The sequence below is a fragment of the Acuticoccus sediminis genome, from assembly GCF_003258595.1.
Taxonomy (GTDB): Bacteria; Pseudomonadota; Alphaproteobacteria; order Rhizobiales; family Amorphaceae; genus Acuticoccus; species Acuticoccus sediminis.
In genome coordinates this window covers 44,984-67,648 of the sequence record NZ_QHHQ01000011.1, presented here as the reverse complement: position 1 = coordinate 67,648, position 22,665 = coordinate 44,984, and the positions used below count along the sequence as shown (strand labels likewise).

The 22,665-nt window shown below is 68.5% G+C and carries 22 protein-coding genes; 9 read left to right on the top strand and 13 right to left on the bottom strand.

From position 1 onward, the window contains the following. Window positions 1–82: 82 nt before the first annotated feature. The 4 genes from DLJ53_RS31315 to DLJ53_RS31300 all read right to left on the bottom strand — a co-directional run bounded on the left by DLJ53_RS31315 (window position 83) and on the right by DLJ53_RS31300 (window position 3,809). Window positions 83–1,234, bottom strand: coding sequence for an AI-2E family transporter (locus DLJ53_RS31315; RefSeq protein ID WP_111352266.1), 1,152 nt, complete (start codon window positions 1,232–1,234; stop codon window positions 83–85). A 167-nt stretch (window positions 1,235–1,401) separates the two neighbouring features. Beyond that, entirely contained in the window at window positions 1,402–2,397 is a 996-nt protein-coding gene (locus DLJ53_RS31310) for a BMP family protein (RefSeq protein WP_111352265.1), read from the bottom strand. A 102-nt stretch (window positions 2,398–2,499) separates the two neighbouring features. Continuing rightward, complete coding sequence (locus DLJ53_RS31305) at window positions 2,500–2,961, bottom strand: hypothetical protein (protein WP_111352264.1); 462 nt, start codon at window positions 2,959–2,961, stop codon at window positions 2,500–2,502. After that, the gene (locus DLJ53_RS31300; RefSeq protein ID WP_162409740.1) at window positions 2,958–3,809 is read right to left on the bottom strand and encodes a ParA family protein; all 852 of its coding nucleotides are present in this window, start codon (window positions 3,807–3,809) and stop codon (window positions 2,958–2,960) included. The genes DLJ53_RS31305 and DLJ53_RS31300 overlap by 4 nt, the downstream gene beginning before the upstream one ends. 1,158 nt (window positions 3,810–4,967) lie before the next feature. On the opposite strand from DLJ53_RS31300, the gene DLJ53_RS31295 reads away from it, so the two are divergent. Beyond that, window positions 4,968–6,053, top strand: a complete 1,086-nt coding sequence (locus tag DLJ53_RS31295; protein WP_111352262.1) for a replication initiator protein A — start codon at window positions 4,968–4,970, stop codon at window positions 6,051–6,053. 26 nt (window positions 6,054–6,079) lie between these two features. Here DLJ53_RS31295 and rutA read toward each other — a convergent pair whose 3' ends face one another. The 7 genes from rutA to DLJ53_RS31260 all read right to left on the bottom strand — a co-directional run bounded on the left by rutA (window position 6,080) and on the right by DLJ53_RS31260 (window position 14,062). Further along, window positions 6,080–7,159 carry a pyrimidine utilization protein A gene (gene rutA, locus DLJ53_RS31290; RefSeq protein WP_111352261.1) on the bottom strand — a complete coding sequence of 360 codons (1,080 nt, stop codon included), beginning with the start codon at window positions 7,157–7,159 and terminating at the stop codon, window positions 6,080–6,082. Window positions 7,160–7,369: 210 nt separating this feature from the next. Continuing rightward, window positions 7,370–8,665, bottom strand: a complete 1,296-nt coding sequence (locus tag DLJ53_RS31285; RefSeq protein ID WP_111352260.1) for an ArgE/DapE family deacylase — start codon at window positions 8,663–8,665, stop codon at window positions 7,370–7,372. 264 nt (window positions 8,666–8,929) lie between these two features. After that, the gene (locus tag DLJ53_RS31280) at window positions 8,930–10,114 is read right to left on the bottom strand and encodes a CaiB/BaiF CoA transferase family protein (RefSeq protein WP_111352259.1); all 1,185 of its coding nucleotides are present in this window, start codon (window positions 10,112–10,114) and stop codon (window positions 8,930–8,932) included. Window positions 10,115–10,129: 15 nt separating this feature from the next. Then, window positions 10,130–11,407, bottom strand: a complete 1,278-nt coding sequence (locus DLJ53_RS31275) for a TRAP transporter large permease (protein WP_162409738.1) — start codon at window positions 11,405–11,407, stop codon at window positions 10,130–10,132. After that, window positions 11,401–11,925 (bottom strand): TRAP transporter small permease, encoded by a 525-nt coding sequence (locus DLJ53_RS31270; RefSeq protein WP_111352257.1) that lies wholly within the window; start codon window positions 11,923–11,925, stop codon window positions 11,401–11,403. Before DLJ53_RS31270 ends, DLJ53_RS31275 begins: the two co-directional genes overlap by 7 nt. Window positions 11,926–11,945: 20 nt before the next feature. Then, complete coding sequence (locus tag DLJ53_RS31265) at window positions 11,946–12,944, bottom strand: TRAP transporter substrate-binding protein (protein WP_111352256.1); 999 nt, start codon at window positions 12,942–12,944, stop codon at window positions 11,946–11,948. 140 nt (window positions 12,945–13,084) lie between these two features. Continuing rightward, window positions 13,085–14,062 (bottom strand): SMP-30/gluconolactonase/LRE family protein, encoded by a 978-nt coding sequence (locus tag DLJ53_RS31260; RefSeq protein ID WP_111352255.1) that lies wholly within the window; start codon window positions 14,060–14,062, stop codon window positions 13,085–13,087. 311 nt (window positions 14,063–14,373) lie between these two features. Here DLJ53_RS31260 and DLJ53_RS31255 point away from each other — a divergent pair, with 311 nt between their 5' ends. The 5 genes from DLJ53_RS31255 to DLJ53_RS31235 all read left to right on the top strand — a co-directional run bounded on the left by DLJ53_RS31255 (window position 14,374) and on the right by DLJ53_RS31235 (window position 18,000). Next, the gene (locus DLJ53_RS31255) at window positions 14,374–15,297 is read left to right on the top strand and encodes a LysR substrate-binding domain-containing protein (RefSeq protein WP_111352254.1); all 924 of its coding nucleotides are present in this window, start codon (window positions 14,374–14,376) and stop codon (window positions 15,295–15,297) included. A gap of 60 nt (window positions 15,298–15,357) precedes the next feature. Then, window positions 15,358–16,311 carry a hydroxymethylglutaryl-CoA lyase gene (locus tag DLJ53_RS31250; protein ID WP_111352253.1) on the top strand — a complete coding sequence of 318 codons (954 nt, stop codon included), beginning with the start codon at window positions 15,358–15,360 and terminating at the stop codon, window positions 16,309–16,311. 156 nt (window positions 16,312–16,467) lie between these two features. After that, on the top strand, window positions 16,468–16,710 hold the full coding sequence (locus DLJ53_RS31245; RefSeq protein ID WP_111352252.1) for a ribbon-helix-helix domain-containing protein: 243 nt from the start codon (window positions 16,468–16,470) through the stop codon (window positions 16,708–16,710). Beyond that, a complete protein-coding gene (locus DLJ53_RS31240; protein WP_111352251.1) occupies window positions 16,707–17,000 on the top strand; it encodes a hypothetical protein in 294 nt (97 codons plus the stop codon). The genes DLJ53_RS31245 and DLJ53_RS31240 overlap by 4 nt, the downstream gene beginning before the upstream one ends. A gap of 112 nt (window positions 17,001–17,112) precedes the next feature. Beyond that, entirely contained in the window at window positions 17,113–18,000 is an 888-nt protein-coding gene (locus DLJ53_RS31235; RefSeq protein ID WP_111352250.1) for a beta-keto acid cleavage family enzyme, read from the top strand. A gap of 34 nt (window positions 18,001–18,034) precedes the next feature. On the opposite strand, the gene DLJ53_RS31230 is transcribed toward DLJ53_RS31235, so the two are convergent. Both DLJ53_RS31230 and DLJ53_RS31225 read right to left on the bottom strand, forming a co-directional pair. Next, a complete protein-coding gene (locus tag DLJ53_RS31230; protein ID WP_111352249.1) occupies window positions 18,035–18,607 on the bottom strand; it encodes a 2-oxo-4-hydroxy-4-carboxy-5-ureidoimidazoline decarboxylase in 573 nt (190 codons plus the stop codon). A 106-nt stretch (window positions 18,608–18,713) separates the two neighbouring features. Continuing rightward, the gene (locus DLJ53_RS31225; protein ID WP_111352248.1) at window positions 18,714–19,670 is read right to left on the bottom strand and encodes a LysR family transcriptional regulator; all 957 of its coding nucleotides are present in this window, start codon (window positions 19,668–19,670) and stop codon (window positions 18,714–18,716) included. 158 nt (window positions 19,671–19,828) lie between these two features. Here DLJ53_RS31225 and DLJ53_RS31220 point away from each other — a divergent pair, with 158 nt between their 5' ends. Genes DLJ53_RS31220 through DLJ53_RS31210 form a run of 3 tightly spaced genes read left to right on the top strand, consistent with a single transcriptional unit; the run spans window position 19,829 to window position 22,636 of the window. Continuing rightward, a complete protein-coding gene (locus DLJ53_RS31220; protein ID WP_111352247.1) occupies window positions 19,829–20,812 on the top strand; it encodes a TRAP transporter substrate-binding protein in 984 nt (327 codons plus the stop codon). Between the two features lie 25 nt (window positions 20,813–20,837). Next, window positions 20,838–21,359 (top strand): TRAP transporter small permease, encoded by a 522-nt coding sequence (locus DLJ53_RS31215; RefSeq protein ID WP_244935208.1) that lies wholly within the window; start codon window positions 20,838–20,840, stop codon window positions 21,357–21,359. Beyond that, the gene (locus tag DLJ53_RS31210) at window positions 21,356–22,636 is read left to right on the top strand and encodes a TRAP transporter large permease (protein ID WP_111352245.1); all 1,281 of its coding nucleotides are present in this window, start codon (window positions 21,356–21,358) and stop codon (window positions 22,634–22,636) included. The genes DLJ53_RS31215 and DLJ53_RS31210 overlap by 4 nt, the downstream gene beginning before the upstream one ends. Window positions 22,637–22,665 lie beyond the last annotated feature (29 nt).

Below are 22,665 nucleotides of genomic sequence, written 5' to 3'. Positions count from 1 at the left end.
GCCGGGCTCACCGCCCGGCGGCGATCGCCCCGGGTTTAGCGCGGACGGGCAATGGACGCGAGGGGCCGGCCCGCATCGACGATTACGCCGCGGCGGGCGTGTCGCCACCCTTCGGCGCATCCTCCTCCCCGGCACAGGTCTCCTCCGACCCGGACAGGAAATTGCCGAGGCCCTGCATGCCGGGGATGTGGGCGCACATCACGTTGAGCACGACCAGCATCGGCACCGCGACCACCATGCCGATCGCCGACCACAACCATGCGAACAGCGCCACCGCGACGAAGACCACGACCGGGTTGAGGCTCAGCCGCCGCGACAGGAAGTAGGGCGTGATGAACTGCCCCTCGAGCGAGATCAGGCCGAGGATGGTCATGCCGACGAGTATCGGCTGCAGCACCCCGTCGAGCGTCACCAGAGCGACCAGCGTCGCCATGATGATTCCCGAGACCGGCCCGACATAGGGGACGTAGTTGAGGGCAAAGCCGGCGACGCCGAAGAGCTCCGGCGCCGGCATCCCCCAGGCCCACATCGCCAGCCCGATGGCGAGCCCGAGGATGGCGTTGATCAGCGTGATCGACCCGAGATAGATGCCGAGGCTCTTCTCGATCTCGTCGATGGCGGCCCGTGCCGCCCGCTTGTCGCGGAAGCGCGAGAAGCTCTCCACCGTGCGTCGGTAGAGGAGGTCGCGCGAGGCGAGGGCGAAGAAGAGCAGCACGAGGGTGAAGACGATCTGGCCAAGCAGCGCCGGTGTCGTCGTCGCGATGCCGGTGAGGACGCCGAGGCCTGTCCCGGTCGTCACCACCTTGGTCGCCTCCCCTCCGCCCTCCTCCGGGACGGCCATCGTCTCGACCTGCTTCATCGCATCGCGGATCTTGTCGACCGAGCCTTCCAGCGAGGCGAGCTTGTCCTGCAGCGCGCCGAAGATCCGCGGCGCATCGTCGACGGCGGAGGCGATCGGCACCGCCAGCGACATGATCCCCCCGATGAGGCCGAAGAAGAGCGCCAGGGTGATGATCCCCGCCGAAATGCTGGGCGGGATGCCGGCCCGCGCGAGGATACGGCACGGCAGGGCGAAGACGAAGAACAGCAGCAGCGCCAGCGTCATCGGCATCAGGAAGCTGCGCGCGAGGGCGACGGCGCCGAAGGCGAGGATGATGAAGATGCCGACGAGAGCCCAGTTCGGCCGGACGTGGACCGGCTCCGGTCGGACCGGTGCAGGACGTGAAGTGGTCATCGGATCCTCGACAAGTCTTCGCGCGCCGCCGTCCGCTGCCCGCTCGGGGCCGTGGTCGGCTCGTCGACGCTCCCGGGCGAGACCGCCTCGCCCGGTTCCGACCTACAACGCCCGAGACCGGCGAAGCGTGCCCTCGTCAGGGTCGACGGGGCGCAAGAATATTCGTCTCAGTCCGCGACCGTGAACTCCTCGCCCTCCCATTCCGTCGGAACCTCGATCTCGCCAGCGACGATCTTCGCGGCGACGGCGGCGAGTTCGTCCCGCACCGCCTGCGGCACGTCGTCGGCGACGGCGAGGCTGACGGCCTCCGGCGTGTCGAGGCCGATCCTGCGCACCACACCCGGCTCGAACGCGCCGGACACGTAGTCGGAGACGGCATCGAACAGCGCCATGCCGGAATCGGCCATCGCCGAGCCGACGAAGACGGGATCGATCGCGGTCCAGTCGACCACGTTGCCGATCTGGCGCACGCCGCGCTCGCGCATCGCGTCGATGGCCCCGGTGCGCCCGGCGTTCAGCATCGTGAAGACGACGTCGGCGCCTGCGTCGGCCATGGCGTTGGCGATCTTGGCGGACAGGGCGTTGTCGTCCTGGTCCCCGGAGAAGTTGGTCAGGACCGTGACGTCCGGGTCGGCGTAGGCGACGCCGGCGATGTAGGCGGCGCGGCCCTTGAGGCCGGGTTTGACCTTGATGCCGGACATGTGCCCGACGGTGCCGGTCTTCGTGACGCGGGCGGCGAGGACTCCGGCGAGAAACGCCGACTGCTCCTGGAGAACCTCGTAGCTGGAGAGGTTGTCGCCGGTGACGCCGCCCTGCGTGACGACGAAGGTGACATCGGGGAACTCGGCCGCGACCGTCTTCGCCGCGGCGCTGTTCTGTCCGCCGTGGGCGATGACGAGGGTATGATCGGCGGCGAGGGCCCGCAGCGCCTCGGCGAGGAGGTCCGGCTCGGGCTTGATCCCGTCGGTGTAGTCGATGGTGACGCCGAGCGCGTCGCCGGCCTTCGCGAGGCCCGTGTAGCCCGCCTGCATGAAGCCGCCATCGTCGATGCGGCCCGCGAAGAGTCCACCGACCCTGACCGGTTCGTCGGCCTGCGCGGCGGTGAGCGATGCGGCTATGGCGAACGCGGCAAGCGCCGCACGGAAACGGAGGGTGCGTGACATGGGGGCTCGGTCCTTGCGTGGTCGGGAACGAGCGCACGCAAGTGGGATGCCAGCGCGGTGCCGCGCGGGCCGCCTGCCGGCGAGGTCAGGCCTCGCCCTCCCCTACCCGCCTTCGACGTAGCGCAGGAGCTGGTGGACGGCCTCCATCGCCTCGCGGTCGACCGGCCGGCCGGCGTAGCGCTCGCTGTCGGCGACCTCGCGCGCCAGGAGTTCGACGGCGTGCTCGAAGACCCCGACGAGTTCACCCTGCCCGGCGATGGCATAAAGCGCGGCGAGGTGCGGTTCGGTGCTCTTGAACGAGACGCGGTGCTGCCGCTCGCCCGCCGGACGCCCCCGCTGTCGGCGAAAGCTCGGCACCTTCGGTGCGGCCGGCTTCGGCGCCGGGGACGGCGCCGCGCTCGCGCGTGGCGCGCGGGGTTCCGGTGCCGTGCGCAGCTCCGGCGGGACGTAGTCGGCGCGCTCGAACGCTCTGCGGTTCTTGTCCTTGAAGCGCTCGCGTTCGAGGTCGTCCGGCTCGACGTCCGCCGGGTCGAACGAGAACGTGGTGGTGCGGGACTGCGTCATCGGCTGGCCTCGGTCTCAAGGTCTCGCATGGTGCTGGTGGCGAGGTCGTCGAGGGTTTCGCCCTCCCCGTCCTCCGTGTCGAGCGAGGCCATGGCGGCACGGCGGAAGGTGTCGACCGCGGCCTCCGCGATCGTCTCGTCCGCGGCCTGGCCCCCTCCCCCGTCGACCAGCCCGACCATGCGCCCGATCTGCTCGCCGAAGACGTAGGCCTCCGCACGGGCCTTCTTGAGCTGGGCGACCTGCGACTTGGAATTGCTCTCGAGGGTGAAGATCGTGCCGCCTTCCATGAAGATGCGGCGGTAGGCCTCGCGGTCGACGAGGTGAGCGGCGATCGGGACGCCCCCGGACGCGAACTGCTGGACGACGTCCTTGTAGGTGTTCGAACGGATGGCGCCGGCGATCCGGTTCATGACGGCGGCGAACTTGATGTCGCGCTCGTGGGCGCGGGCGGCGGTCTTGATCGCGCGGATCGTCTTGGCCGCCTCGTGCCCGTCCGGCTCGGACGGCTGGACCGGAACGATCACCAGGGAGGACTTGCCCATCGCCATGTTGCCGACGACGGAGGCGCGCCCTTCGACGTCGATCAGGATGACGTGGTTCTTGGGCGAGGCGTCGTCGATGGCATCGAGGAGCTCGTCCTCGCTCGTCGCGGAATAAACCTCGATGCCTTTCGGCCGGCCGTCCTTCTGCGCCCAGCGGTAGACGGTCTGGGTGGGGTCGGTGTCGATGATCGCGACGCGGCCGCCCTGATCGGCGAGGACGCCGGCCAGCACGATGCAGCAGGTGGATTTGCCCGAACCCCCTTTCGACGTGGCGAAGGAGATCACGGGGCGTCGGCGTTGGGTCATGCTCATCCCATTTTCATGCGCACGATAACCGGCCGGTCCGGCCGAAAACGTGACGGAGCGTGTGCCGGAGCATGGTCCTGGAATGGTGGATATTTGCCTAATACCCGGAGGTTAACGCCCCGCCAGTGCGCCCGATGCGGTTAACGGTGCGTGTCAGACGGCCTATCCGGCTGGTGTGGCTCATATGGTTTTCAGACATAACGTACGTATGAAATTTGGATAAAGGGCAGCCGAGCAGGACCATACGTCCGCTGCGGGCGATATCCGCATGTTGTGTCTCGTAGGGATGGAAAGGACCGTGCCGGGTGCCGCTGATATCCTGCGTCTGCCCGCTCGGAGGCCGGTTCGGTGACGTCAGCCGAACGGCTTGTCGGATCGGTCGTACCGGTATGATGGTGTCCGCATCGGACTTACCATCCGCATGAAAACCGGCTCATTCATTTAATCCCAACGAAATCCGGATCATAGGGTTATCGGTTGGTCTCATGTGTACGGAGTGGCCAACACATATCGGTCGGCCAGTACGTACGGTACGGGAGGGCAGCGCTGTACGGTCGGTGCGGGTTTTGGCCGCCCGATGATGTCTGACCTTACCGACGGCATGAAAATTGTGCGAGCCGGTCGGTCTTACTCGTAAGTGCGAAAACCGGAGGATACGGACCGTCAGTCCAGAAACTGCACGATCTGCTTCGTCAGCCCTATGATGCCGTTGCAGCGGGGATGGCGCTTCACATGTCGAGTGCCGAGGTCAGCGGGGGATCATCGACGGGATCGCCGGGTTCTCACCGGTAGGGGAGGGGGCTCGCGATGCGGTGCGTTCGTGTCGGATGGGGAATTTCGTTCGTCCCCCGGATTCGTTCTGGCACGGGTTCGAGGGGTTAAATGGGTGTTAGATTCCGTGTTAAGGGGAATCCCCGTTCGCGTAACCCGCTGAAAGACAAGCTGGAATCGACGCTGGAATCGTCCAGCCGGTCACTGTTACCCCGAATCCCCGTCATCGAAACCCCGAACCGGCGTCACTGAAACCCCGAATCCGTCGCTGTGGTCACTAAAACCCCGAACTATTGACGGCGGTCACTGAAACCCCGAAGGTGGAGTCGGGGTCACTGAAACCCCGAATCTGCTGTTCGAGTCACTGAAACCCCGAATGGGTGCGCCATGAGCTACGAAACGCCTCAACAGTCGTCTCTGCCGCTCGAGTCGGCGCGCGATCTCGCAACGCTGCTGCCAGAGCGCCACCCCGAGCAGGACCTCTTCATCTGCGACGTTGCAGACGCGGTCCTCAAGGACCTGATGCAGCATATGGAGCACCCGTTCTACTCGCTCTCCAAGAAGCCCGAGACGGCCATCCGCCGTTACGAGCACAACGGGAATTGGATCGAGATCACGCCCAGCGTGAAAGGGCTCGCCACCATTTATGACAAAGATATTCTCATCTATTGCATCTCGCAGATCATGGCGAAGCTCAATCGCGGGGAGGCGGTCTCGCAGAACGTGCGGATCAACTCGCGCGATCTGCTGATCTTCACCAACCGCGGCACGGCGGGGAAGGACTACGCCGCGCTCGCCGAAGCGCTCGACCGGCTCGCCGGCACGCGCATCTCCACCAACGTGCGCGCGGGCGACGAGGAGGAGTACAGCACCTTCGGCCTGATCGACGCCGCCTCGATCCGGCGCAAGCACGGGCTCGACGGGCGCCTCCTGTGGTGCGAGGTGAAGCTGTCCGACTGGGTCTTCAAGGCGATCCGCGCGCAGGACGTGCTGACCCTTCACCCGGACTATTTCCGCCTGCGCAAGCCGATCGAGCGGCGGCTCTACGAGCTCGCCCGCAAGCATTGCGGGGCGCAGGCGCAGTGGCGCTGCTCCGTCCAGCTGCTGCACAAGAAGTCGGGGTCGAAGAGCCCGCTCAAGCAGTTCCGCTACCTGTTGAAGGACACCGCCGAGACCGACCACCTTCCCGACTACCACATCGCCTACGACGAGACGGACGACAAGGTCGTCTTCGTCAACCGCAACACGATGCAGCCGGCGTTGACCGGTCCGCACTGGATCGACGAGATCCGCCTCGACTCCGATACCTACGAGGCCGCCCGCGACGCCGCGCCGGGCTGGGACCCGTACTTCATCGAGGCCGAATGGCGGAACTGGCTCGCGTCCAGCGAGAAGACCCCGCCGCGCAAGCCGGACCTCGCCTTCATCGCCTTCTGCGCCCGCTTCTACGAACGCCGCGGCGCGCCGGCCTGATGTGGGGGAGGGCGGAACCGTCCCGGTTACTGCGCGGGGACGGCGACCCGACGTGACGTCATCAGCGGCTGGATACGCTGGCCGAACTGGTCGATGCCGATCACGAAGTCGTCGAACGTCAGCATGATGCCCTTGACGTGCGGTACGGCGGCGGCCTCGTCGAGCATCGCGGCGACCGTCTCGTAGGAGCCGACGATGGTGCCCATGTTGAAGTTCACAGCGCCCTCGGGAAGGTTGATCGCGCGAGCGGTCGAGGTCTCGCCGGACGCGGTGTCGGCGGCCCCCTGGACACCCATGTAGGCGAGCGCCTCGAGGTCGGCGCCCTCGCGGTAGCTCTGCCACTTCGCCTGGGCCTTCTCGTCGGTCTCGTCGGCGATCACCATGAAGAGGACGTAGGCGCCGACGTCACGGCCCGTCTTCGCGGCGGCGGACGCGAGCCGCTCGGCCGTCGGCGCGAATGCGGCGGGCGTGTTGACGCCGGTTCCCAGGACGAACGAATAGTCCGCGTAGGTGCTGGAGAAGGCCATGCCGGTGTCGGACTGTCCGGCGGCGACGATCTCGATCTTGCTGGTCGGCGTCGGCTGCAGGCGGCAGTCGTCCATCGTGAAGTACTTGCCCTTGAAGTCCGACTGGCCGGTCTCCCAGAGTTCCTTCATGACCTGGCAGTACTCGCTCGCGTAGTCGTAGCGGTAGCCGAAGTAGGCGTCGCCCGGCCACAGCCCCATCTGCGTGTACTCGTTCGGCGCCCAGCCGCTGACGATGTTGATGCCGAACCGGCCCGGCGCGACGTTGTCGATGGTGGTCGCCATGCGGGCGACGAGCGCCGGCGGCAGGGTCAGGATGGCCGACGAGGCGAAAAGCTTGATCTTCGTCGTGACCGCCGCCAGCGCCGACATGAGGGTGAAGCTCTCGAGGTTGTAGTCCCAGAACTCGGTCTCACCGCCGAATCCCCGCAGCTTCACCATCGAGAGCGCGAATTCGAAGCCGTACTCCTCGGCCTTCTGGACCACGGTCCGGTTGAGCTCGAAGCTCGGTTTGTACTGTGGCGAGGCTTTCGAGATCAGCCATCCGTTGTTCCCGATGGGGATGAAGACGCCCATGTCCATCTCGAAAACTCCTCCTCCGTGCTGCTCTTGGTGCGGCGATGGCCGAAGACGCGCGTTGACCCGGCGGGTGCCGGGCCCGAAGGCGGGGAGCTTGTGCCGGTCCGGGACCGTGGCACGACGATCAAGCCGGCCCCACCATCGCGACGGTCCATTCAAGTCCCGGGCCAGTCGGCCCGCGCGCAACGGACGCACGGATGCGGGGGGGACCGGTCAGGCGTCGATCGGCTCCAGCCCGCACCACTCGGCGATGAAGAGCGCGATGGTGCCGGTGATCCGCTCCACGGAGGAGAGGCTGACCCGCTCGTCGAACCCGTGGATCGCCTCCGACACGGGACCGTACACGAGGCAGGGCATGTCGGCGTAGATGACGAAGACGCGCCCGTCGAGGTAGCCGGGCGTGACGAAGCTCTCCAGCGGCCTGGCGAAGGTCGTCAGGTGGCAGCGGGCGAGGAGGGTCTCCGCATCGCTCCCCGGCTCCAGCACGTAGCCGCGCGCGAAGAAGCCGTTGAACTCCACCTCCGGCGGCGAGTTGGCGAGGAAGGCCACCTCGGCCGCGCTCTCGCGGATCTGCGCCTCGATCTCGCGCGCCGCCTCGGCGGGATCCTGGTCCGGGTAGATCGCGATGCGGCAGTCGAAGCTGCACCAGGCGGGTACGGTCGAGGCCCAGTCGCCGCCCTCGATCTTGCCGACGTTGAAGTTGATCGGGTGGTCGAGGTCCTCGAAGTAGCGGTGCGCGCCCTTGCGGGCGTTCCACCGCTCCTCGAGCGTGCGCAGGCCCGCCATCAGGCGGTAGGCGGTCTGGATCGCGTCTCCGCCGGTGCCGGCCTCGCGCACGTGCACCGGGTGGCCGCGCACGTGGACGCGGAACCAGAGCACCCCGACATTGGCGCGCACCAGCCGGTCGTCCTCCGGCTCGGGGATGATCGCCGCGTCGGCGGTGTAGCCGCGCACGAGGCAGGCCAGCGCCCCGTTGCCGGTGCACTCCTCCTCGATGACGGACTGCTGGTAGAGCGTGGCGGCGGGACGGTAGCCGAGCCGGGCGAGCGCGTCGACGGCGAAGACATTGGCCGCGATCCCCGCCTTCATGTCGCCGGAGCCGCGGCCGTAGAGCCAGTCCCCCTCGCGGCGGGGTTCGAACGGGGGCGCGGACCACATGTCGGCCGGCCCCGTCGGCACGACGTCGATGTGACCGTTGAGGATGAGGCTGCGCCCGCGTTCCTCCCGGGGCCGGAGCGCGCCGACCACGTTGTAGGCGTTGGAGTAGTCGGTCGCGACGGGGGAGAAGCCGGGGTGGTGGCGGATGTCCTCCGGGTCGATCCGCCAGCGGTCGACGCCGTAGCCGCGCTTCGTCAGCGTGCGGGCCATGAAGTCCTGCGCCGTCTGCTCCTGACCGCGCAGGGAGGGCAGGCGGATGAGCTCCTGGGTGAAGCGGATCTGGTCTTCGAAGCCGGCGCGCACCTCGTCCAGAATCCGGCGGGCGAGGTCGGGGGCGAGGGGGCCGGTCATGAGCGCTGTCCTTCGAGGGGGAGGGGGGGTGGCCAGCGCAGGATGGGGCGAGACGTTCCGAAGGTACAGCCGATATCGCAGCGGACAGACGGCCGCCGCCCGGGACACGCCGCGAGCCGCGCGTCCCGGGCGGACGTTGATGGTGGCCGGCCCGGCGTCGCGCCGCGCGCCCTCGAGCGTCGTCGCGGCGACCGAACGTTGCCGGGGGTGGAACATGGAAGGGGGAGGGCGGTCGCCGACCGGGTGCCCCCGCGCGAGCGCAGCCTAGATGACGCCGCCGTCGCGCAGCGCGGCGATTCTCTCCGCGTCGTAGCCCAGCGCCTCGAGGACCGGGGTGGTGTCGGCGCCGAGCTCGGGGGCGGGGTTGCGCATCTCGCACGGCGCCTCGGAGAGCTTCATCGGAAAGCCCACCATGCGAATCGGCCCGCGTCCCGGGTGCTCCACCTCGCAGACCATCTCGCGCGCCAGGATCTGCGGGTCCTCGAAGACCTCGGGATAGGTCAGCACGCGCCCGCAGGGTACGCCCGCCGCGTTCAGCCGGTCGATCCAGTGGTCGCGCGTGTCCTCGCCGATCTTGGCGTCGATGATCGCGTTCACCCGGGGGCGGTTCTTCATCCGCGCCGCGTTGGTGGCGAAGTCCGGCCCGGACAGCGCCTCGCGCAGCCCGAGCGCGTCGACGAGGCGGCCGTAGATCTGGTCGTTGCTCGGCGCGATCGCGACGTCGCCGTCCTTCGCCCGGAACACGCCGTAGGGCGCCACCACCGGGTGGTCGTTGCCGGTCCGCTCCATCGCCGTGCCTGTCGCTAGATAGTTGGCGGCGAAGTAGGACGCGAAGGAGAGGATCGAGTCGACGAGCGCGACGTCGATGCGCTCGCCTTCGCCCGTCACCTCCCGCCGCCGCAGCGAGGCCGACACGGCGAGCGCCCCGTAGAGGCCCGCGATCAGGTCCGAGATCGGAAGGCCCGCCCGGAGCGGCTCGCGGTCGGGATAGCCCGTGGAGCTCATGAAGCCGCTCATCGCCTGGGCGATGAAGTCGAACGACGGACGGTCCTTGTAGGGTCCCGTCTGGCCGTAGCCGGAGATCGAGCAGACGATGAGATCCGGTTTCAGCGCCTTCAGCACCTCCTCGGTCAGCCCCATCGTGTCGAGCACGGTGGGGCGGAAGTTCTCGACCAGCACGTCGGCGGTCCGGATGAGGTCCTTGAGGATCGCCATCCCCTCGTCGGTGCGCATGTTGAGCTTCACCGACCGCTTGTTGCGGTTGAACCCGGCGAAGTACCAGGAGAAGCCGTTGCGCATTCCGCCCTGGCCGCGGATCTGGTCCCCGGCCGGGGTCTCCACCTTGATCACCTCCGCGCCGAGGTCGGCGAGGAGCATGGTGGAGAAGGGACCCGCCAGCACGCGGGTGAGATCGACGACGCGGACGCCGGCAAGCGGGCCTTGCGACATGTAACGCTCCAATGGTCAGACCTGGCCCGGCAGCCAGAGGACGACGGCCGGGAAGACGGTCGCGATGCCGAGCACGACGAGCGACCACACGAGGAAGGGCAGCACCGCCCGGATGATCTTCACCAGCGGGATCTGCCCGATCCCGGCCACCACGAAGAGGAGCAGCCCGACGGGCGGCGTCAGCATCCCGATCATGAGGTTCATCACCATGACGAGGCCGAGGTGAACCGGATCGATGCCGAGCGCGGCGCCGACCGGCAGCAGCGACGGGATGAAGATCACGAGTGCGGGCAGCGGCTCGAGGAAGCACCCGATCGCGAGCAGGATCAGGTTGATGAGGAGAAGCCCCACCAGCGGATCGGACGTGATCGAGAGGATCCCGCTGGCGATAGCGTCGTTGATCTTCGCCTCGGCCAGCAGCCAGCCGAACGGCCCCGCGGCGGCCAGAAGGAAGAGCACCGCCGCGGCCGATCGCGTCGCGAGGAAGATCACCCGCAGAAGCTGCCGGAGACCGATGGCGCGGTAGACGAAGACCGAGACGAGGAGGGCGTAGAGCGCCGCGAGCGCGGACGCCTCGATGTCGGTGACGTAGCCGAACCGCATGCCGAGCACGATGATGACGGGCATCCCGAGCGCGAACAGCGAGTACTGCGTGGTGGCGATGATCGCCCGCAGCCCCTGGCGCGGCCGCGAGGGGTAGTCGCGCGACCGCGCGATCAGCCAGCAGATCACCATGTAGCCGACCGCCAGCATCACGCCGGGCACGATCCCCGCCATGAAGAGCTTGACGACGGAGACGTTGGCGATCACCGCGTAGATGATCATCGGCACCGACGGCGGGATGATCGGACCCAGCATCGCGCCGGAGGCGACGACCGCGCCGGCATATCCCTCCGGGTAGCCCTCCTTGCGCATCGCCGGGATGAGGATCCCGCCCGTCGCAGCCGCGTCGGCGACAGCCGAGCCGGAGACGCCAGCCATGATGAGGTTGGACGTGATCGAGACCTGGCTGAGACCGCCCTTCACGTGGCCGACGACGGACAGCGCCCAGTCGACCAGCCGGCGCGTCAGCCCGCCGTGGTTCATGATCTCGGCCGCGAGCACGAACAGCGGGATCGTCACCAGGGTGGAGTCGTTGACCGCGTTCGACATGGTGAGCGGCACCATGATGAGGTCGACCGGATAGGTCGGGTGGAGGATCATCCCGACGATCGCCGCCGCGACCATCGAGAGCCCGACGTCGAAGCCGACGAGAACGGCGCCGAGGAAGACGAGGAAGATGATGGTCAGCACGCCTGGTCCTCCGGACCTGTGCCCGCGTCGACCTCTGGCGCGCCCCACCGCGCGAGCCGAAGCACGAGGCGGATGCCGAGGATGACGATCGCCGCCGCCGAACTCACCGCGAGCGCCAGGAAGGTCGCGTCGGAGGAGAAGGGGGTGCCCATGATCACCTGACCGGCCCCGACCTCGACCAGGCGCCAGACCTTCCACTGGATCACGCCGAAGATGGCGATGGCCGCGACGTCGCTGACGATGTCACGCGCGGCGAGGAGGCGCACCGGAAGCATGCCGTCGACGAGGTCGACGCGGATGTTGGTGCGCGCCCGGAAGGCGAGCACGATGCCGAGGAAGGTCAGCCAGACCAGCGCGAGCTGCGCGATCTGGTCGTACGCGTTGAAGGCGGTATCGTAGATGTAGCGGTCGGACGCCGAGCCGAGGGTGAAGACCGCGACGATGACCATCACGATCATCGCCGCAGCCTTGACGGCGAAGGCGACGCCCGCCTCGATCCGCGCGAGAAAGCCGAGCATGCCGGGCGCGCCCTGTTCCGTCAGTCCTGGTCCTGAAGCGCGCGGATCTGGGCGACCAGCCCGTCCGGCCAGACCGTGCCCTCGAAGTCCTTGTAGACGTCCTTCAGGGCCTCCTTGAACGCCTCGCGGTCCGGCTCGGTGTAGGTCACGCCGGCCTCTTCGAGGATCTCGCGGCCCTTGGCGTCCAGCGCGTTAGTGGCGTCGGTCGAGACCTTGCCCGCCGCCTTGCCGGCCTCGCGGAAGATCTGCTTGTCGTCGTCCGACAGGCGGTTCCACACCTGCTCGGAGATGAACCATCCAGTGACGCCGTAGACGTGGTCGGTGGCGGACCAGTACTTGGCGACCTCGTGGAACTTCGGCGGGACGGCGAGCTCGAAGCCGTTGTCCTGGCCGTCGACGATGCCGCGCGACAGGGCATTGTAGATTTCGGTCATGCCGAGCGGGGTGATCTGGGTGCCGAGCGTCTCGAACATCGCCTCGTAGATGTCGATGCCGGCGACCCGCATCCGGAAGCCCTTGAGATCCTCGGGCGTCTCGATCGGGCCCTTGGTCGTCTGGATCGCGCGCGGCGAGCGGTCGCCGTAGGCGGCGAAGATGCGCACGCCCGTGCGCTGCGCGATGTCCTCGTAGATCTTCTGGAAGAGCTCGGAGTTCAGCACCTTCGCGGCGTCCGCCTTGGTGTCGAACAGGTAGGGGACGATGGCGACCTTGATCTCCTCGGCGCCCTTCAGGAAGGCGGCGACGGTGACGTCGAAGTAGGCCATGTCGATGGTGCCGAGCTGCATGCCGGTCAGGAGCTGCTGCATCCCGCCGATCTGGCCGTCGGTGTAGACCTCGATCTTGATGCGCCCGTCGGTCTTCTCCCCGACGATGTCGGAGAAGGCCTTCATCGCCTGCCCCCAGGGGCTCGTCGACGTGGCGAAGGTGCCCATGCGCAGGGTCATGTCCTGCGCGAGGGCCGGCAGGGCCGTCAGCGCGGCGATGCCGGCGGCGGCAATGGTGGCCGTGAATTTCTTCATGTTCCGTGTTCCTCCCGGATTATCGGCCCGGCTTCTGCCGGTGCTTTTGGCGCGCGCTCTCTCGGGAGCGCGGCCGGCCCCGGCGAACCGGAGGCGGACGCGCTCTGTGACGGCCCCGCGCGAGGCCTGGGGTCGCTCGACTAGAAGGTCCAGTGGACGGGCTCGGCACCCTTCACCGGCGCGGGCATGTGGACGATCCGCGTGCCGAAGAGGGTGCCGAGGTAGATCGTGGAGAGGTCCGGCCCGCCGAAGGCGATGCTGGCGAGATTGCCGAGCGTGCGCTTGCCGCCCGTGTCGATGAGCGGGCGGGCGCACTCACCGGCGTCGAACCTTGCGATACAGTCGGCGAGGACGTCCGGATCGGCGTCCTCCAGGACGATGTCCTGGCGACCGTCGGCGTGGGTTCGCACCACGCGGTTGGAGCAGACCGAAACGATCCAGACGCCGCCCTCCGCGTCGAAGGTCAGTCCGTCGGGGAACGTGCCGGGGCCGTACTGCGCGACGACCTCCCTGGCGCCGAGATCGCCGTTCGGCGCGATCGGGTAGCGCGAGGTGCGCTGGCCCATCGTCTCGTTGACGTAGAGCCAGGCGCCGGTCGGATCGACGACGCCCTCGTTGGTGAAGTCGATGTCCTCGGCAACGATGCGGGCGTTGCCGCCGTCCCCGTCCATGACGGCGACGAAGCCGTCGCCGCGACCCTTGAACATCATCTTCTCGCGCGGGACCTGCCAGGTGGAGACGGTGACCCAGATGCGTCCGCTGCGGTCGATGCCGACGAAGTTCGTCGGCGGCAGCGGCGTGCCGTCGATCTCCAGGAGTCGCGGCGTCAGCGTCCCGTCGTCCGCCAGATGGTAGACGCCGCCGCCGGGGCCGAGATTGGCGATCAGGAAGGAGCGGTCGGGGAGGAGCGCGATGCCGTTGGGCAGGAACCCGTCCGGCGCGTCCTTCGCAACGATGTGGCGCGTCCGGCCGGACGGGTCGACGTGGCTGACGCCGCCGACGCCGTTGCCGGCCGCATAGGACACGTAAAGGTCACCGCTACGGGTGGTGAGCACGCATTCGGGTCGCGCGAGCGCATCGCCGACCCCGCCGAGCATGCCCGGCGTGAAGCCATCCATAGGGTCCTCCCAGGCTCAGGCCCGCTCGTTCTGCGAATGGTCGCGCGGCGGGCTTCTGACGAGCCGGCGACGGATGGTGCGCCGGCTCACGGAAAGGCTATTGCGGGGCACCGGGGTGGAGAAGACGTGGTTCGGAACACCAGCGTTCTTGATCGGCGAAGACTATGATCCACGGGGCCGCTTCCCAGCGGACGCGGCCCGATCTAGCATCACGCAACGATGAAAAAACGAGCTGCCCATGACCGCCCGCCGCGCGCCCGCCACGCCCGGGCGACCTCGGTGGGACGGTCGCCGAGGGACTGGATTCGCCCGTGATCCGCTTCGATCTCACCACGCTGCGCATCTTCGTGGCGGTCTACAATCTGAAGAGCCTGACCAAGGCGGCCGAGCAGGAGCACATTGCCTCCTCCGCGGTCAGCAAGCGCATCAACGACCTCGAGACCGAGCTCGACGTGCTGCTCTTCTACCGCCACCCGCGCGGGGTCAGCGCGACGCCAGCCGGCGAGGCCCTCGCCGCGCACGCCCGGTCCCTGTTCGAGTCCGTCAACGAGATGGCGGCGGATCTCTCCACCTACGCCGGAGGAACGCGCGGGCAGGTGCGCATCCACGCCCACTCCTCGGCGATGCACCAGTTCCTGCCGTGCGAGATCGCGAGCTTCACGCGGCTCTACCCCGAGGTGCGGGTCGTGCTGCGGGAGGAGACGACCCCCAACGTCATCCAGTCGATGCAGGACGGGATCGCCGACATCGGGGTCGTCGCCGGGCACATCCCGCTGCCGTCCGGTCTCACGGCGATCGCCTGGCGCGAGGACCAGCTCATCGCGCTCCTGCCGGCGTCCGACCCGCTGGCGGCGAGCGCGTCGCTGCGCTTCCGGGCGCTCGCCGAGCGCTCGTTCATCAGCCTCGAGACCGGCAGTTCCCTGCAGATCCTCCTGTCGGAGGCGGCAGAAGCGCAGGGACTCACGATCGATCCGGTCCTGGAGGTGACGACCTTCGGCTCGGCGATCGAGATGGCGGCCGCGGGCCTCGGCTTCGCGATCATGCCGCAGGGCGTCGTGCCGGACGACCCGCGGGTCGTCAGCGTGCCGCTGGACGACGAGTGGGCACACCGCACGCTGTCGATCTGCATGCGCTCCTCCGGCCGTCTCAATGCCTCGGTGCGCCTGATGCTGCGCCACCTGCGCGGCGAGTCGGAGGCTTATCGACGCGAGAAGCTCCCCCTTCCCAACGAATAATGGTCGCACCGCGCCCCTTCCTCTAGGCCGGGACAGACACACAAAAAGGAGGGAAGCGCCATGACCGAGAGCGAAGTCGAAATCGTCGAGGTGGGTCCGCGCGACGGGCTCCAGAACATCGCCAGGTTCATCCCGACCGACGTCAAGATCGACCTCATCCGCCGCATCGCCGACGCCGGCTTCACCCGCATGGAGTTCGGCTCGTTCGTCAGCCCGAAGGCGATCCCGCAGATGCAGGACATGGAAGCGGTGATGGCCGGCCTGCCGCCGATGCCGAACGTCGCCGGGATGACGCTGGTCCCCAATGCCAAGGGGGCGCACCGCGCGCTCGCGGCGGGGGTGAAGAACCTCATCTTCGTCCTCTCCGTCTCCGAGGCGCACAACCAGTCCAACGTGCGCCGCTCGACCGACGCCTCCATCGCCGACCTCAAGGCGATGCTGGAGGAGATCGACCCGCTGAACGAGCTGACGATCCGCGTCGGCCTCGCCACCTGCTTCCACTGCCCGTTCGACGGCGTGACGGACGAGGACAAGGTGCTCGCCACGCTGGAGAAGATCATCCCGCTGCGCGAGGGCATGGAATACGCCATCAGCGACACGACCGGCATGGCGACGCCCGCGCACGTCAAGAGCCTGACGAAGCGGTGCATCGACACCTTCGGCGGCAGCGCGCGCTTCTGCTTCCACGGGCACGACACGGCGGGCTTCGGCATCGCCAACATTCTGGCGGCGATGGACGGCGGAATCCGCTCGTTCGACACCTCGGTCGCGGGCCTCGGCGGCTGCCCGTTCGCGCCCGGCGCGACCGGCAACATCCCGAGCGAGGACGTCGTCTACCTGTTCCAGCGCCTCGGCGTGACGACCGGCATCGACCTCGAGAAGCTGCTCGACGCCGGCACGATGATCCTCGCCGAGAGCGGCGTGCCGATGGCGAGCCACGTCCGCGCCATCCCGCGGGCCCGCCTCTTCGCCGACCTTCTCGGCATTCCGCCCAGCCAGGCTGTCGCGGCGTAACGCCTGATTTCGGACGGCGGGGCGAGGTCCTGCCGTCTCGCGGACATCCAAGGGGACCATGGCGGACGGCCACGCTACCGGCGGGGTGGTCCGCCGGACCTTGGACGACAGCCCTTCGCATGCTATTTTATCGTAGTAAATGTGAGTGGCTTGGCCATGAAGAACGTCAGTATCAGCCTGACCGACCAGCACGCCGCCGCCATCGAAGCCGAGCTGGCGAGCGGGGACTATGCCTCCGTGTCCGAGGTCGTGCGAGCGGCGCTGCGGGAGTTTCTGGATCGGCCGACCGGGCCCGACCTGAAGCAGATCGACGCCGATATCGCACGCTATCGCGCCGGCGCCACGCTGACCGGCGCTGACGCGGCGCGGCGGCGGATCCGGGCAGCGATCGCGGAATGAAGGCGCGCCGCCTCGTCCTCACCGACGAGGCCATCGAGGATATCGCCCGCTGGGGCCGCGTGCTGGCGCATGCCCGCGGCCGTGCCTTCGCGCTCGACTGGTCGGATGCCTTCCTCGACTGGCTGGAGGGGTGCGCGGCGCGGGGCGCCCAGCTCGGGACCGCGCACCCCGTCCATACCGCCTTCCGGACCTTCGGCTACCGCCGTCAGGCCACGGTCCTGGCGGAGTTCGCCGACGACGAGCTGCGCATCGTCCGCGTCTACTTCGCCGGCCAGGACTGGACGCAGTAGCCGCCTCCGTCCGGCGCCTGGTGAGGGGGAGGCACGCTCGCGTCGGGGTCGTTCACCGGTTACCCTCCCGTCGTTTCGGGGAGGCTGGGGCGGAAAGATCCCAGGGCGAAAGATGGAAGCGACGAACGACGTGTGGCTCGAGGCCGCGCTCAACGGGCCGTGGGGCAGGCACCGCCAGCCGGGAATTCCGGTCACCATCGCGGAGATCGTGGCCGAGGGGATCGCCTGCGCCGAGGCGGGGGCGGCCGTCATCCACCTTCACGCCTACGATGCTTCTACCGGGCTGCAAAAGGACGACTGGGAGATCTACGCCGCGATCTTCGAGGGGATCCGCGCGAAGGTCGACGTGATCGTCTATCCCTCGATCCCGCTGGCGGGCGACAAGGGGGTCGCGATCGAGGGCGGGGCGGCCGGGCGCTTCGCTGCCGTCTCCCGGCTGGCGGACGAGGGACTCATCGAGTGGTCCGTGGTCGATCCCGGGACGGCCAACCTCGCCCGCTACCGCGACATCGAGGGCGGGAGGGGCGGCTTCGTCTACCGCAACGACTTCGCCGACATCGACGAGGGCCTGTCGCTGGCCGACACCAAGCGCTTCCACCCGAGCTACGCGATCTACGAGCCGGGGTTCCTCAGGCTGGGCGCGGCGGCGGCGCGGCAGCGGCCGGGGATGCCCGCCCCGCTCTACCGGTTCATGTTCTCGGACGAGTTCACCTTCGGATTTCCGCCGAAGGGTTACGCGCTCGACGCCTATCTTGCGCTCCTCGCAGAGGAGGCGCCGGGGAGCCGGTGGATGGTCGCGGGCCTCGGCGTGGACATCGACCCGCTCGCCGAGCTGGCGATGGAGCGGGGAGGGGGCCTGCGGGTCGGTCTCGAGGACGCGCCCTTCGGGACCGGACGGAGCAATCTCGACTACGTGGAGGCGATGGTCCGCAGGATCGTTTCGAGCGGCCGGCGTCCGGCCAGCGCCGCCACCATCCGCGAGGCCATGGCGGCAGCCTAAGCCACGGCCGGTCGGCGAGCGGGCGCCGGCCCGATCAGCCGAGGGCTGATTGCGCCGCGAAAGAAGGAGGCTCCGGCGCCTGATCGTCGCCGGGTCCGAGCGCGGCGAGGATGCGGCTGCGGCTGACGGCGGCGATCTCGTCACGCGCTGCCGCCATCTCCTCCTCCGCGGTCGACGACAGACGGACAGTGAAGGCGGCGAGCACCGAAGCGAGATCGGGGTGGCGCACCAGCGCGACGATGAACGGAAATCCGAATTTCTCGCGATAGATCCGGTTGAGTTCGGCGAGACGGCTGCGCACCTCCCCATCGGGGACGAAAAGGCCGAGCCGCCCCTGCTCGCTCTGCGAGTGCGACGTCATCGCCTCCGGCGCGGGCGGGGCGAGTTCCGGGTGACCGCGGAGGACGGCGACGAGCTCGTCATGCGACAGCGCTCCGATCTCCACGCGCACCGCCTCCGCGAGTGCGTCCGGATCGCGGAAGGGCCGGCGTCGTGCGACGCGCGCGGCGAGCAGCGGGGAGCGTTCGATGAACGGCACGATCATCCCGGCGGCCGCCGCATCGTCCGCCTCGTTGATGGCTCCAAGAGTGATCCCGTCCGTCGGCATCGGCGCTCTTTCGTCTGAATGGAGCGCGAGGCTACGGGTCTCTCATGTTCTCAACTATGACAAAATCGGCGACGTGCCGTTCGAGAAATTCGAATGGCCGGCGGACTCACGCCGGGGCGGCACCGGTCGCCGCCATCCGCCGGGCGCGCACCTCCGCCAGCATGTCGCTCAGGACGCGTTCGACGATCTCGCTCGCGATCCGGCTGACGCGCGGCAGGCTGCGCCGCGTGCTGATGACGAGCGCGACCGACTGCGGCGAGGCGGTCCGGTCGGACACCGGCACGAAGACGAGGTGCCCGTCGAGGATCTCCGGCGCGGCGTCGAGTTCGGACGTGATCGCGACGTGGGTGCCCGCCGCGGCCAGATGCTTCACGAGCTGGAGCGAGTTCGTCGCGACCGGCGGCCCGCCCTCGGAGAACATCCAGCCGTGCCGGGCTTCCAGGATCCGGCGGATCGCGAGGGCGTGGCTCTGCAGGACGATCGCGTGGCGCGTCGCCTCCTTCAGCGTCGTGTCCGGCTCGGATGCCAGCGGGTGGCCGGGCGACACCACGCAGCCGAGCGGCAGCGTCTCGCTCCACACGGTGTGCAGGTCGCGGTTCGGGCGCACGTTGAAGGCGATGGCGAGGTCGATCTCGCCCTCGGTGAGTGCGTCCGGGACTCCGTCGGGGGGCATCACCTCGACGTCGATCTGCAGCTTCGGGAAGCGCTCGAACACCGCGCTCAGGATCCGCGGGACGACGCCGTTGACCATGGAGTCCATCGCCGCGAGGCGGACGTGGCCGACTTCCGAGCCCTGCATCTGCTTGATATCGGACCAGATGCGCCGTTCGTCCGCGCGCCAGCGCCGGGCGAGGACGAGGAAGCTCTCGCCGGCCGGGCTCAGCGCCATGCCGCCTGTCTGCCGCTCGAAGAGCTGCACGCCGAGCTTGTCCTCCAGCAGCACGATCTGGCGGTCGATCGCGGACGCGGAGATGCCGATCTCCCGCGATGCGGCCTGGATGGAGCCGGCCGCGGCAACCGCCTCGATGTAGAGAATTCCGCGGGGAACGAGGTGAAGAGCCATCGCGCACCGTTCTAATTTTCCGTACGCAGCGTCTCCAATTTTGTCATGGATGGCAATGCCCGGACACGGCAACTTCAATCCATCGAAATGATCCGCGGCCGACGTCGGACCGCGACCGGAACGTCACCGTCCCATAGGGAACCGCCGAGGTAGAACCCATGAACAAGATGCTTCTTCCCGTCGTCGCCGGCGCGCTCGCGGCGCTGACGTTTACTGCGCACGCCGAGACCATCCGCGTCGCCGGCAACTTCGCCACCGAGCATTCCTCCAGCCTCGCCATGGAGGTCTTCAAGAAGGAGCTCGAGGCGGCCACCAACGGCGCCGTCACCGTCGACGTCTTCCCCGCCCAGCAGCTCGGCGGCGCGGCCGAGAACGTGCAGGCCGTCAAGCTCGGCGCGGTCGAGATCATCTGGGTCGGCTCGGCCTACCTCAGCCGCACGGTTCCGGATCTCGCAGCCATCTCGCTGCCCTTCCAGTTCGCCGACCGAGCGGACGCCTTCGCCGTCGTCGACGGCCCGGTCGGGGAGGCGATCGACGGCAAGCTCGCCGACGAGGGCATGCTCTCGCTCGGCTACATGGAACTCGGCTTCCGCCAGCTAACCAACAACGTGCGTCCGGTGGCCTCCGTCGCGGACATCGACGGCCTGAAGATCCGCCTGCAGCCCAACGAGACCCACCTCGCCACCTTCCGCGCGCTCGGCGCCAACCCGGTCGCGATGGACGTGAAGGAGCTGTACTCCGCGCTCGAGCAGGGGGTCATCGACGGGCAGGAGAACCCGTTCGCCATCATCAACGTCGCCGGCTACGCCGAGGTGCAGAAGTACGTCTCCAACACCAACCACTTCTTCGACTTCATCTCCGTCGTCGCCAACCGCAAGAAGTTCGAGGCGATGGATCCCGAGACACAGGCCGCGATCCGCGACGCGATGGGCAAGGCGATCGCCTTCCAGCGCGAGCTCGCCGCCGAGCAGGACGCTGCGGCGCTGGACAAGCTGATCGCCGACGGCATGACCTACACGGAAGTGTCGCCGGAGTTCGCCGCGGCCCTGCGGGAGACGACCGCGCCGGTCGCCGCGGACGCCAAGTCCAAGCTCTCGCCGGAGATCGCCAGCCTGCTCGGCAGCCCCGCGGTCGGCCAGTAACGGCGAGGCGGGGTCCGTGGCGGGCATGAAGCGGATCGCGCTCGGGGTTCTGGCGGGCATCGACACCGGTGTCCGCCTCCTCGTCATCGGATGCGTCGCCGTGATGGTGACCGTGGTCTCGGCCCAGGTCGGGATGCGCTACCTCCTCAACTCCTCGATCGACTGGGCCGAGGAAGTCTCGCGCCTCGCCTTCGTCGCCACGGTCTTCCTCGCTATTCCGCTGGGCCTGCGGGACAGGGCGCACGTCGGGATCGACATCCTGGTGAGCCGCTTGCCCGCACCCCTGCGAGACGGCCTCGCCCGGCTCCTCGCGCTTCTGGCGGCCGGGATGCTCCTCGTCGTCTTCGCGACCGCGATCCGTGTCGCGGACGCCACCTGGTCGGAGCGGCTCGGATCGCTCGACGTCACGTCCAGCGTCTTCTTCGTCCCCGTCATCGTCAGCGCCCTCCATACGGCGCTGCACCTCCTCGCCGAGGCGATCTGGCCGACGGCGACCGCTACGCTCGTTCCGCCCGAAGGCGACGCCATCCTGGAGCAGCCCTCATGAGCCTCGTCGTGATCGCCGCCTTCCTCGGCCTCGCCATCCTCGGGATGCCGCTCGCCTTCGCGCTCGGCGTCTCGGCGCTCGCCGGCCTTCTGATCGCGGACTTCGACCTCGCGATCCTGCCGACCCGGCTGATGAACGCGGTCGATTCCTTCCCGCTGATGTCCATCCCGCTCTTCATGCTGACCGGAGAGCTGATGCTGAAGGCGGGGATCATGGACCGCCTGGTCGACCTCGCGAACGCCTTCATCGGGCGCATGCGCGGCGGGCTCGCCCAGGTCGCGATCGTCTCGGGCGCCGGCCTCGCCTCGGTCTCGGGCGCTGCCGTCGCCGACGCCTCCGCGCTGTCCTCCACACTGGTGCCGTCGCTGAAGAAGGAATACGGGCTCGGCTTTTCGGCCGGCATCGTCGCCGCCGCCGCCAACCTCGGGCCGATCATCCCGCCGTCGGGCGCGATGATCGTCTACGCCTACATGGCCGGGTCCAGCGTTTCGGTCGGCGGGCTCTTCATGGCGGGCGTGGTGCCGGGGCTGATCCTCTTCGCGGCGCTGATGGCGCTGTGCTCGCTGATCTCCTGGCGGCGCGGCTATCCGGTCACCGGCGCGCCGGTGTCGCTTGCCAACATCGCCCGGCAGCTGAAGCGCAACGGCCTCGTGATCCTTCTGCCGATCCTTGTGATCGGCGGTATCGTGGGCGGCGCCTTCACGCCGACGGAGGGGGCCGCCGTCGGCTGCTGCTACGCGCTCTTCCTCGGCTTCTGCGTGACGCGTCAGCTCCGGCTCGCCGACCTTCCGGACGTCATCGTGACGGCGGCGAAGACCACGGCGGTGGTCGGCGCGATGATCGCATTCGCCTCCACGGTGACGTTCCTCTTCACCATCGACATGCTCCCGCTGAAGCTCGCAGGTCTGGTCGGAGGGATCACCAGGGACCCGTTCGCCTTCCTGTGGCTGATCGCGGCGATGCTCCTGGTGGTGGGCATGTTCCTGGAATCGAACGCGGCCTACATCATGCTGGTGCCGCTCTTCCACCCGATCGCGGTCCAGTACGGGATCGACCCGCTGCACTTCGGCTTCCTGTTCGTCCTGAATCTCGTGATCGGCATGCTGACGCCGCCGGTCGGCGTGATCCTCTTCGTCGTCTGCGGGATCACCAAGGTCGACATGGGGACGCTGGTGCGCGAGAGCTGGCCGTTCATCCTCGCGATGTACGCGCTTCTCGCGCTCTGCATCGTCTTCCCGGGCCTCGTCACCGCGCTGCCCCGGGCGATGGGCTACTGATCGGCCCGGGCCACCACGCTCGCTGCGGC

Excerpts from the sequence above, each read along its gene's own strand:
- DLJ53_RS31220 (WP_111352247.1), top strand. The coding sequence starts at position 19,829 with ATGAACAAGATGCTTCTTCCCGTCGTCGCCGGCGCGCTCGCGGCGCTG.
- DLJ53_RS31305 (WP_111352264.1), bottom strand. The coding sequence starts at position 2,961 with ATGACGCAGTCCCGCACCACCACGTTCTCGTTCGACCCGGCGGACGTC.
- DLJ53_RS31250 (WP_111352253.1), top strand. The coding sequence starts at position 15,358 with ATGACCGAGAGCGAAGTCGAAATCGTCGAGGTGGGTCCGCGCGACGGG.
- DLJ53_RS31230 (WP_111352249.1), bottom strand. The coding sequence starts at position 18,607 with ATGCCGACGGACGGGATCACTCTTGGAGCCATCAACGAGGCGGACGAT.
- DLJ53_RS31300 (WP_162409740.1), bottom strand. The coding sequence starts at position 3,809 with ATGACCCAACGCCGACGCCCCGTGATCTCCTTCGCCACGTCGAAAGGG.
- rutA (WP_111352261.1), bottom strand. The coding sequence starts at position 7,159 with ATGGACATGGGCGTCTTCATCCCCATCGGGAACAACGGATGGCTGATC.
- DLJ53_RS31315 (WP_111352266.1), bottom strand. The coding sequence starts at position 1,234 with ATGACCACTTCACGTCCTGCACCGGTCCGACCGGAGCCGGTCCACGTC.
- DLJ53_RS31240 (WP_111352251.1), top strand. The coding sequence starts at position 16,707 with ATGAAGGCGCGCCGCCTCGTCCTCACCGACGAGGCCATCGAGGATATC.
- DLJ53_RS31260 (WP_111352255.1), bottom strand. The coding sequence starts at position 14,062 with ATGGATGGCTTCACGCCGGGCATGCTCGGCGGGGTCGGCGATGCGCTC.
- DLJ53_RS31270 (WP_111352257.1), bottom strand. The coding sequence starts at position 11,925 with ATGCTCGGCTTTCTCGCGCGGATCGAGGCGGGCGTCGCCTTCGCCGTC.
- DLJ53_RS31210 (WP_111352245.1), top strand. The coding sequence starts at position 21,356 with ATGAGCCTCGTCGTGATCGCCGCCTTCCTCGGCCTCGCCATCCTCGGG.
- DLJ53_RS31235 (WP_111352250.1), top strand. The coding sequence starts at position 17,113 with ATGGAAGCGACGAACGACGTGTGGCTCGAGGCCGCGCTCAACGGGCCG.
- DLJ53_RS31310 (WP_111352265.1), bottom strand. The coding sequence starts at position 2,397 with ATGTCACGCACCCTCCGTTTCCGTGCGGCGCTTGCCGCGTTCGCCATA.
- DLJ53_RS31265 (WP_111352256.1), bottom strand. The coding sequence starts at position 12,944 with ATGAAGAAATTCACGGCCACCATTGCCGCCGCCGGCATCGCCGCGCTG.
- DLJ53_RS31295 (WP_111352262.1), top strand. The coding sequence starts at position 4,968 with ATGAGCTACGAAACGCCTCAACAGTCGTCTCTGCCGCTCGAGTCGGCG.
- DLJ53_RS31225 (WP_111352248.1), bottom strand. The coding sequence starts at position 19,670 with ATGGCTCTTCACCTCGTTCCCCGCGGAATTCTCTACATCGAGGCGGTT.
- DLJ53_RS31245 (WP_111352252.1), top strand. The coding sequence starts at position 16,468 with ATGAAGAACGTCAGTATCAGCCTGACCGACCAGCACGCCGCCGCCATC.
- DLJ53_RS31280 (WP_111352259.1), bottom strand. The coding sequence starts at position 10,114 with ATGTCGCAAGGCCCGCTTGCCGGCGTCCGCGTCGTCGATCTCACCCGC.
- DLJ53_RS31285 (WP_111352260.1), bottom strand. The coding sequence starts at position 8,665 with ATGACCGGCCCCCTCGCCCCCGACCTCGCCCGCCGGATTCTGGACGAG.
- DLJ53_RS31215 (WP_244935208.1), top strand. The coding sequence starts at position 20,838 with ATGAAGCGGATCGCGCTCGGGGTTCTGGCGGGCATCGACACCGGTGTC.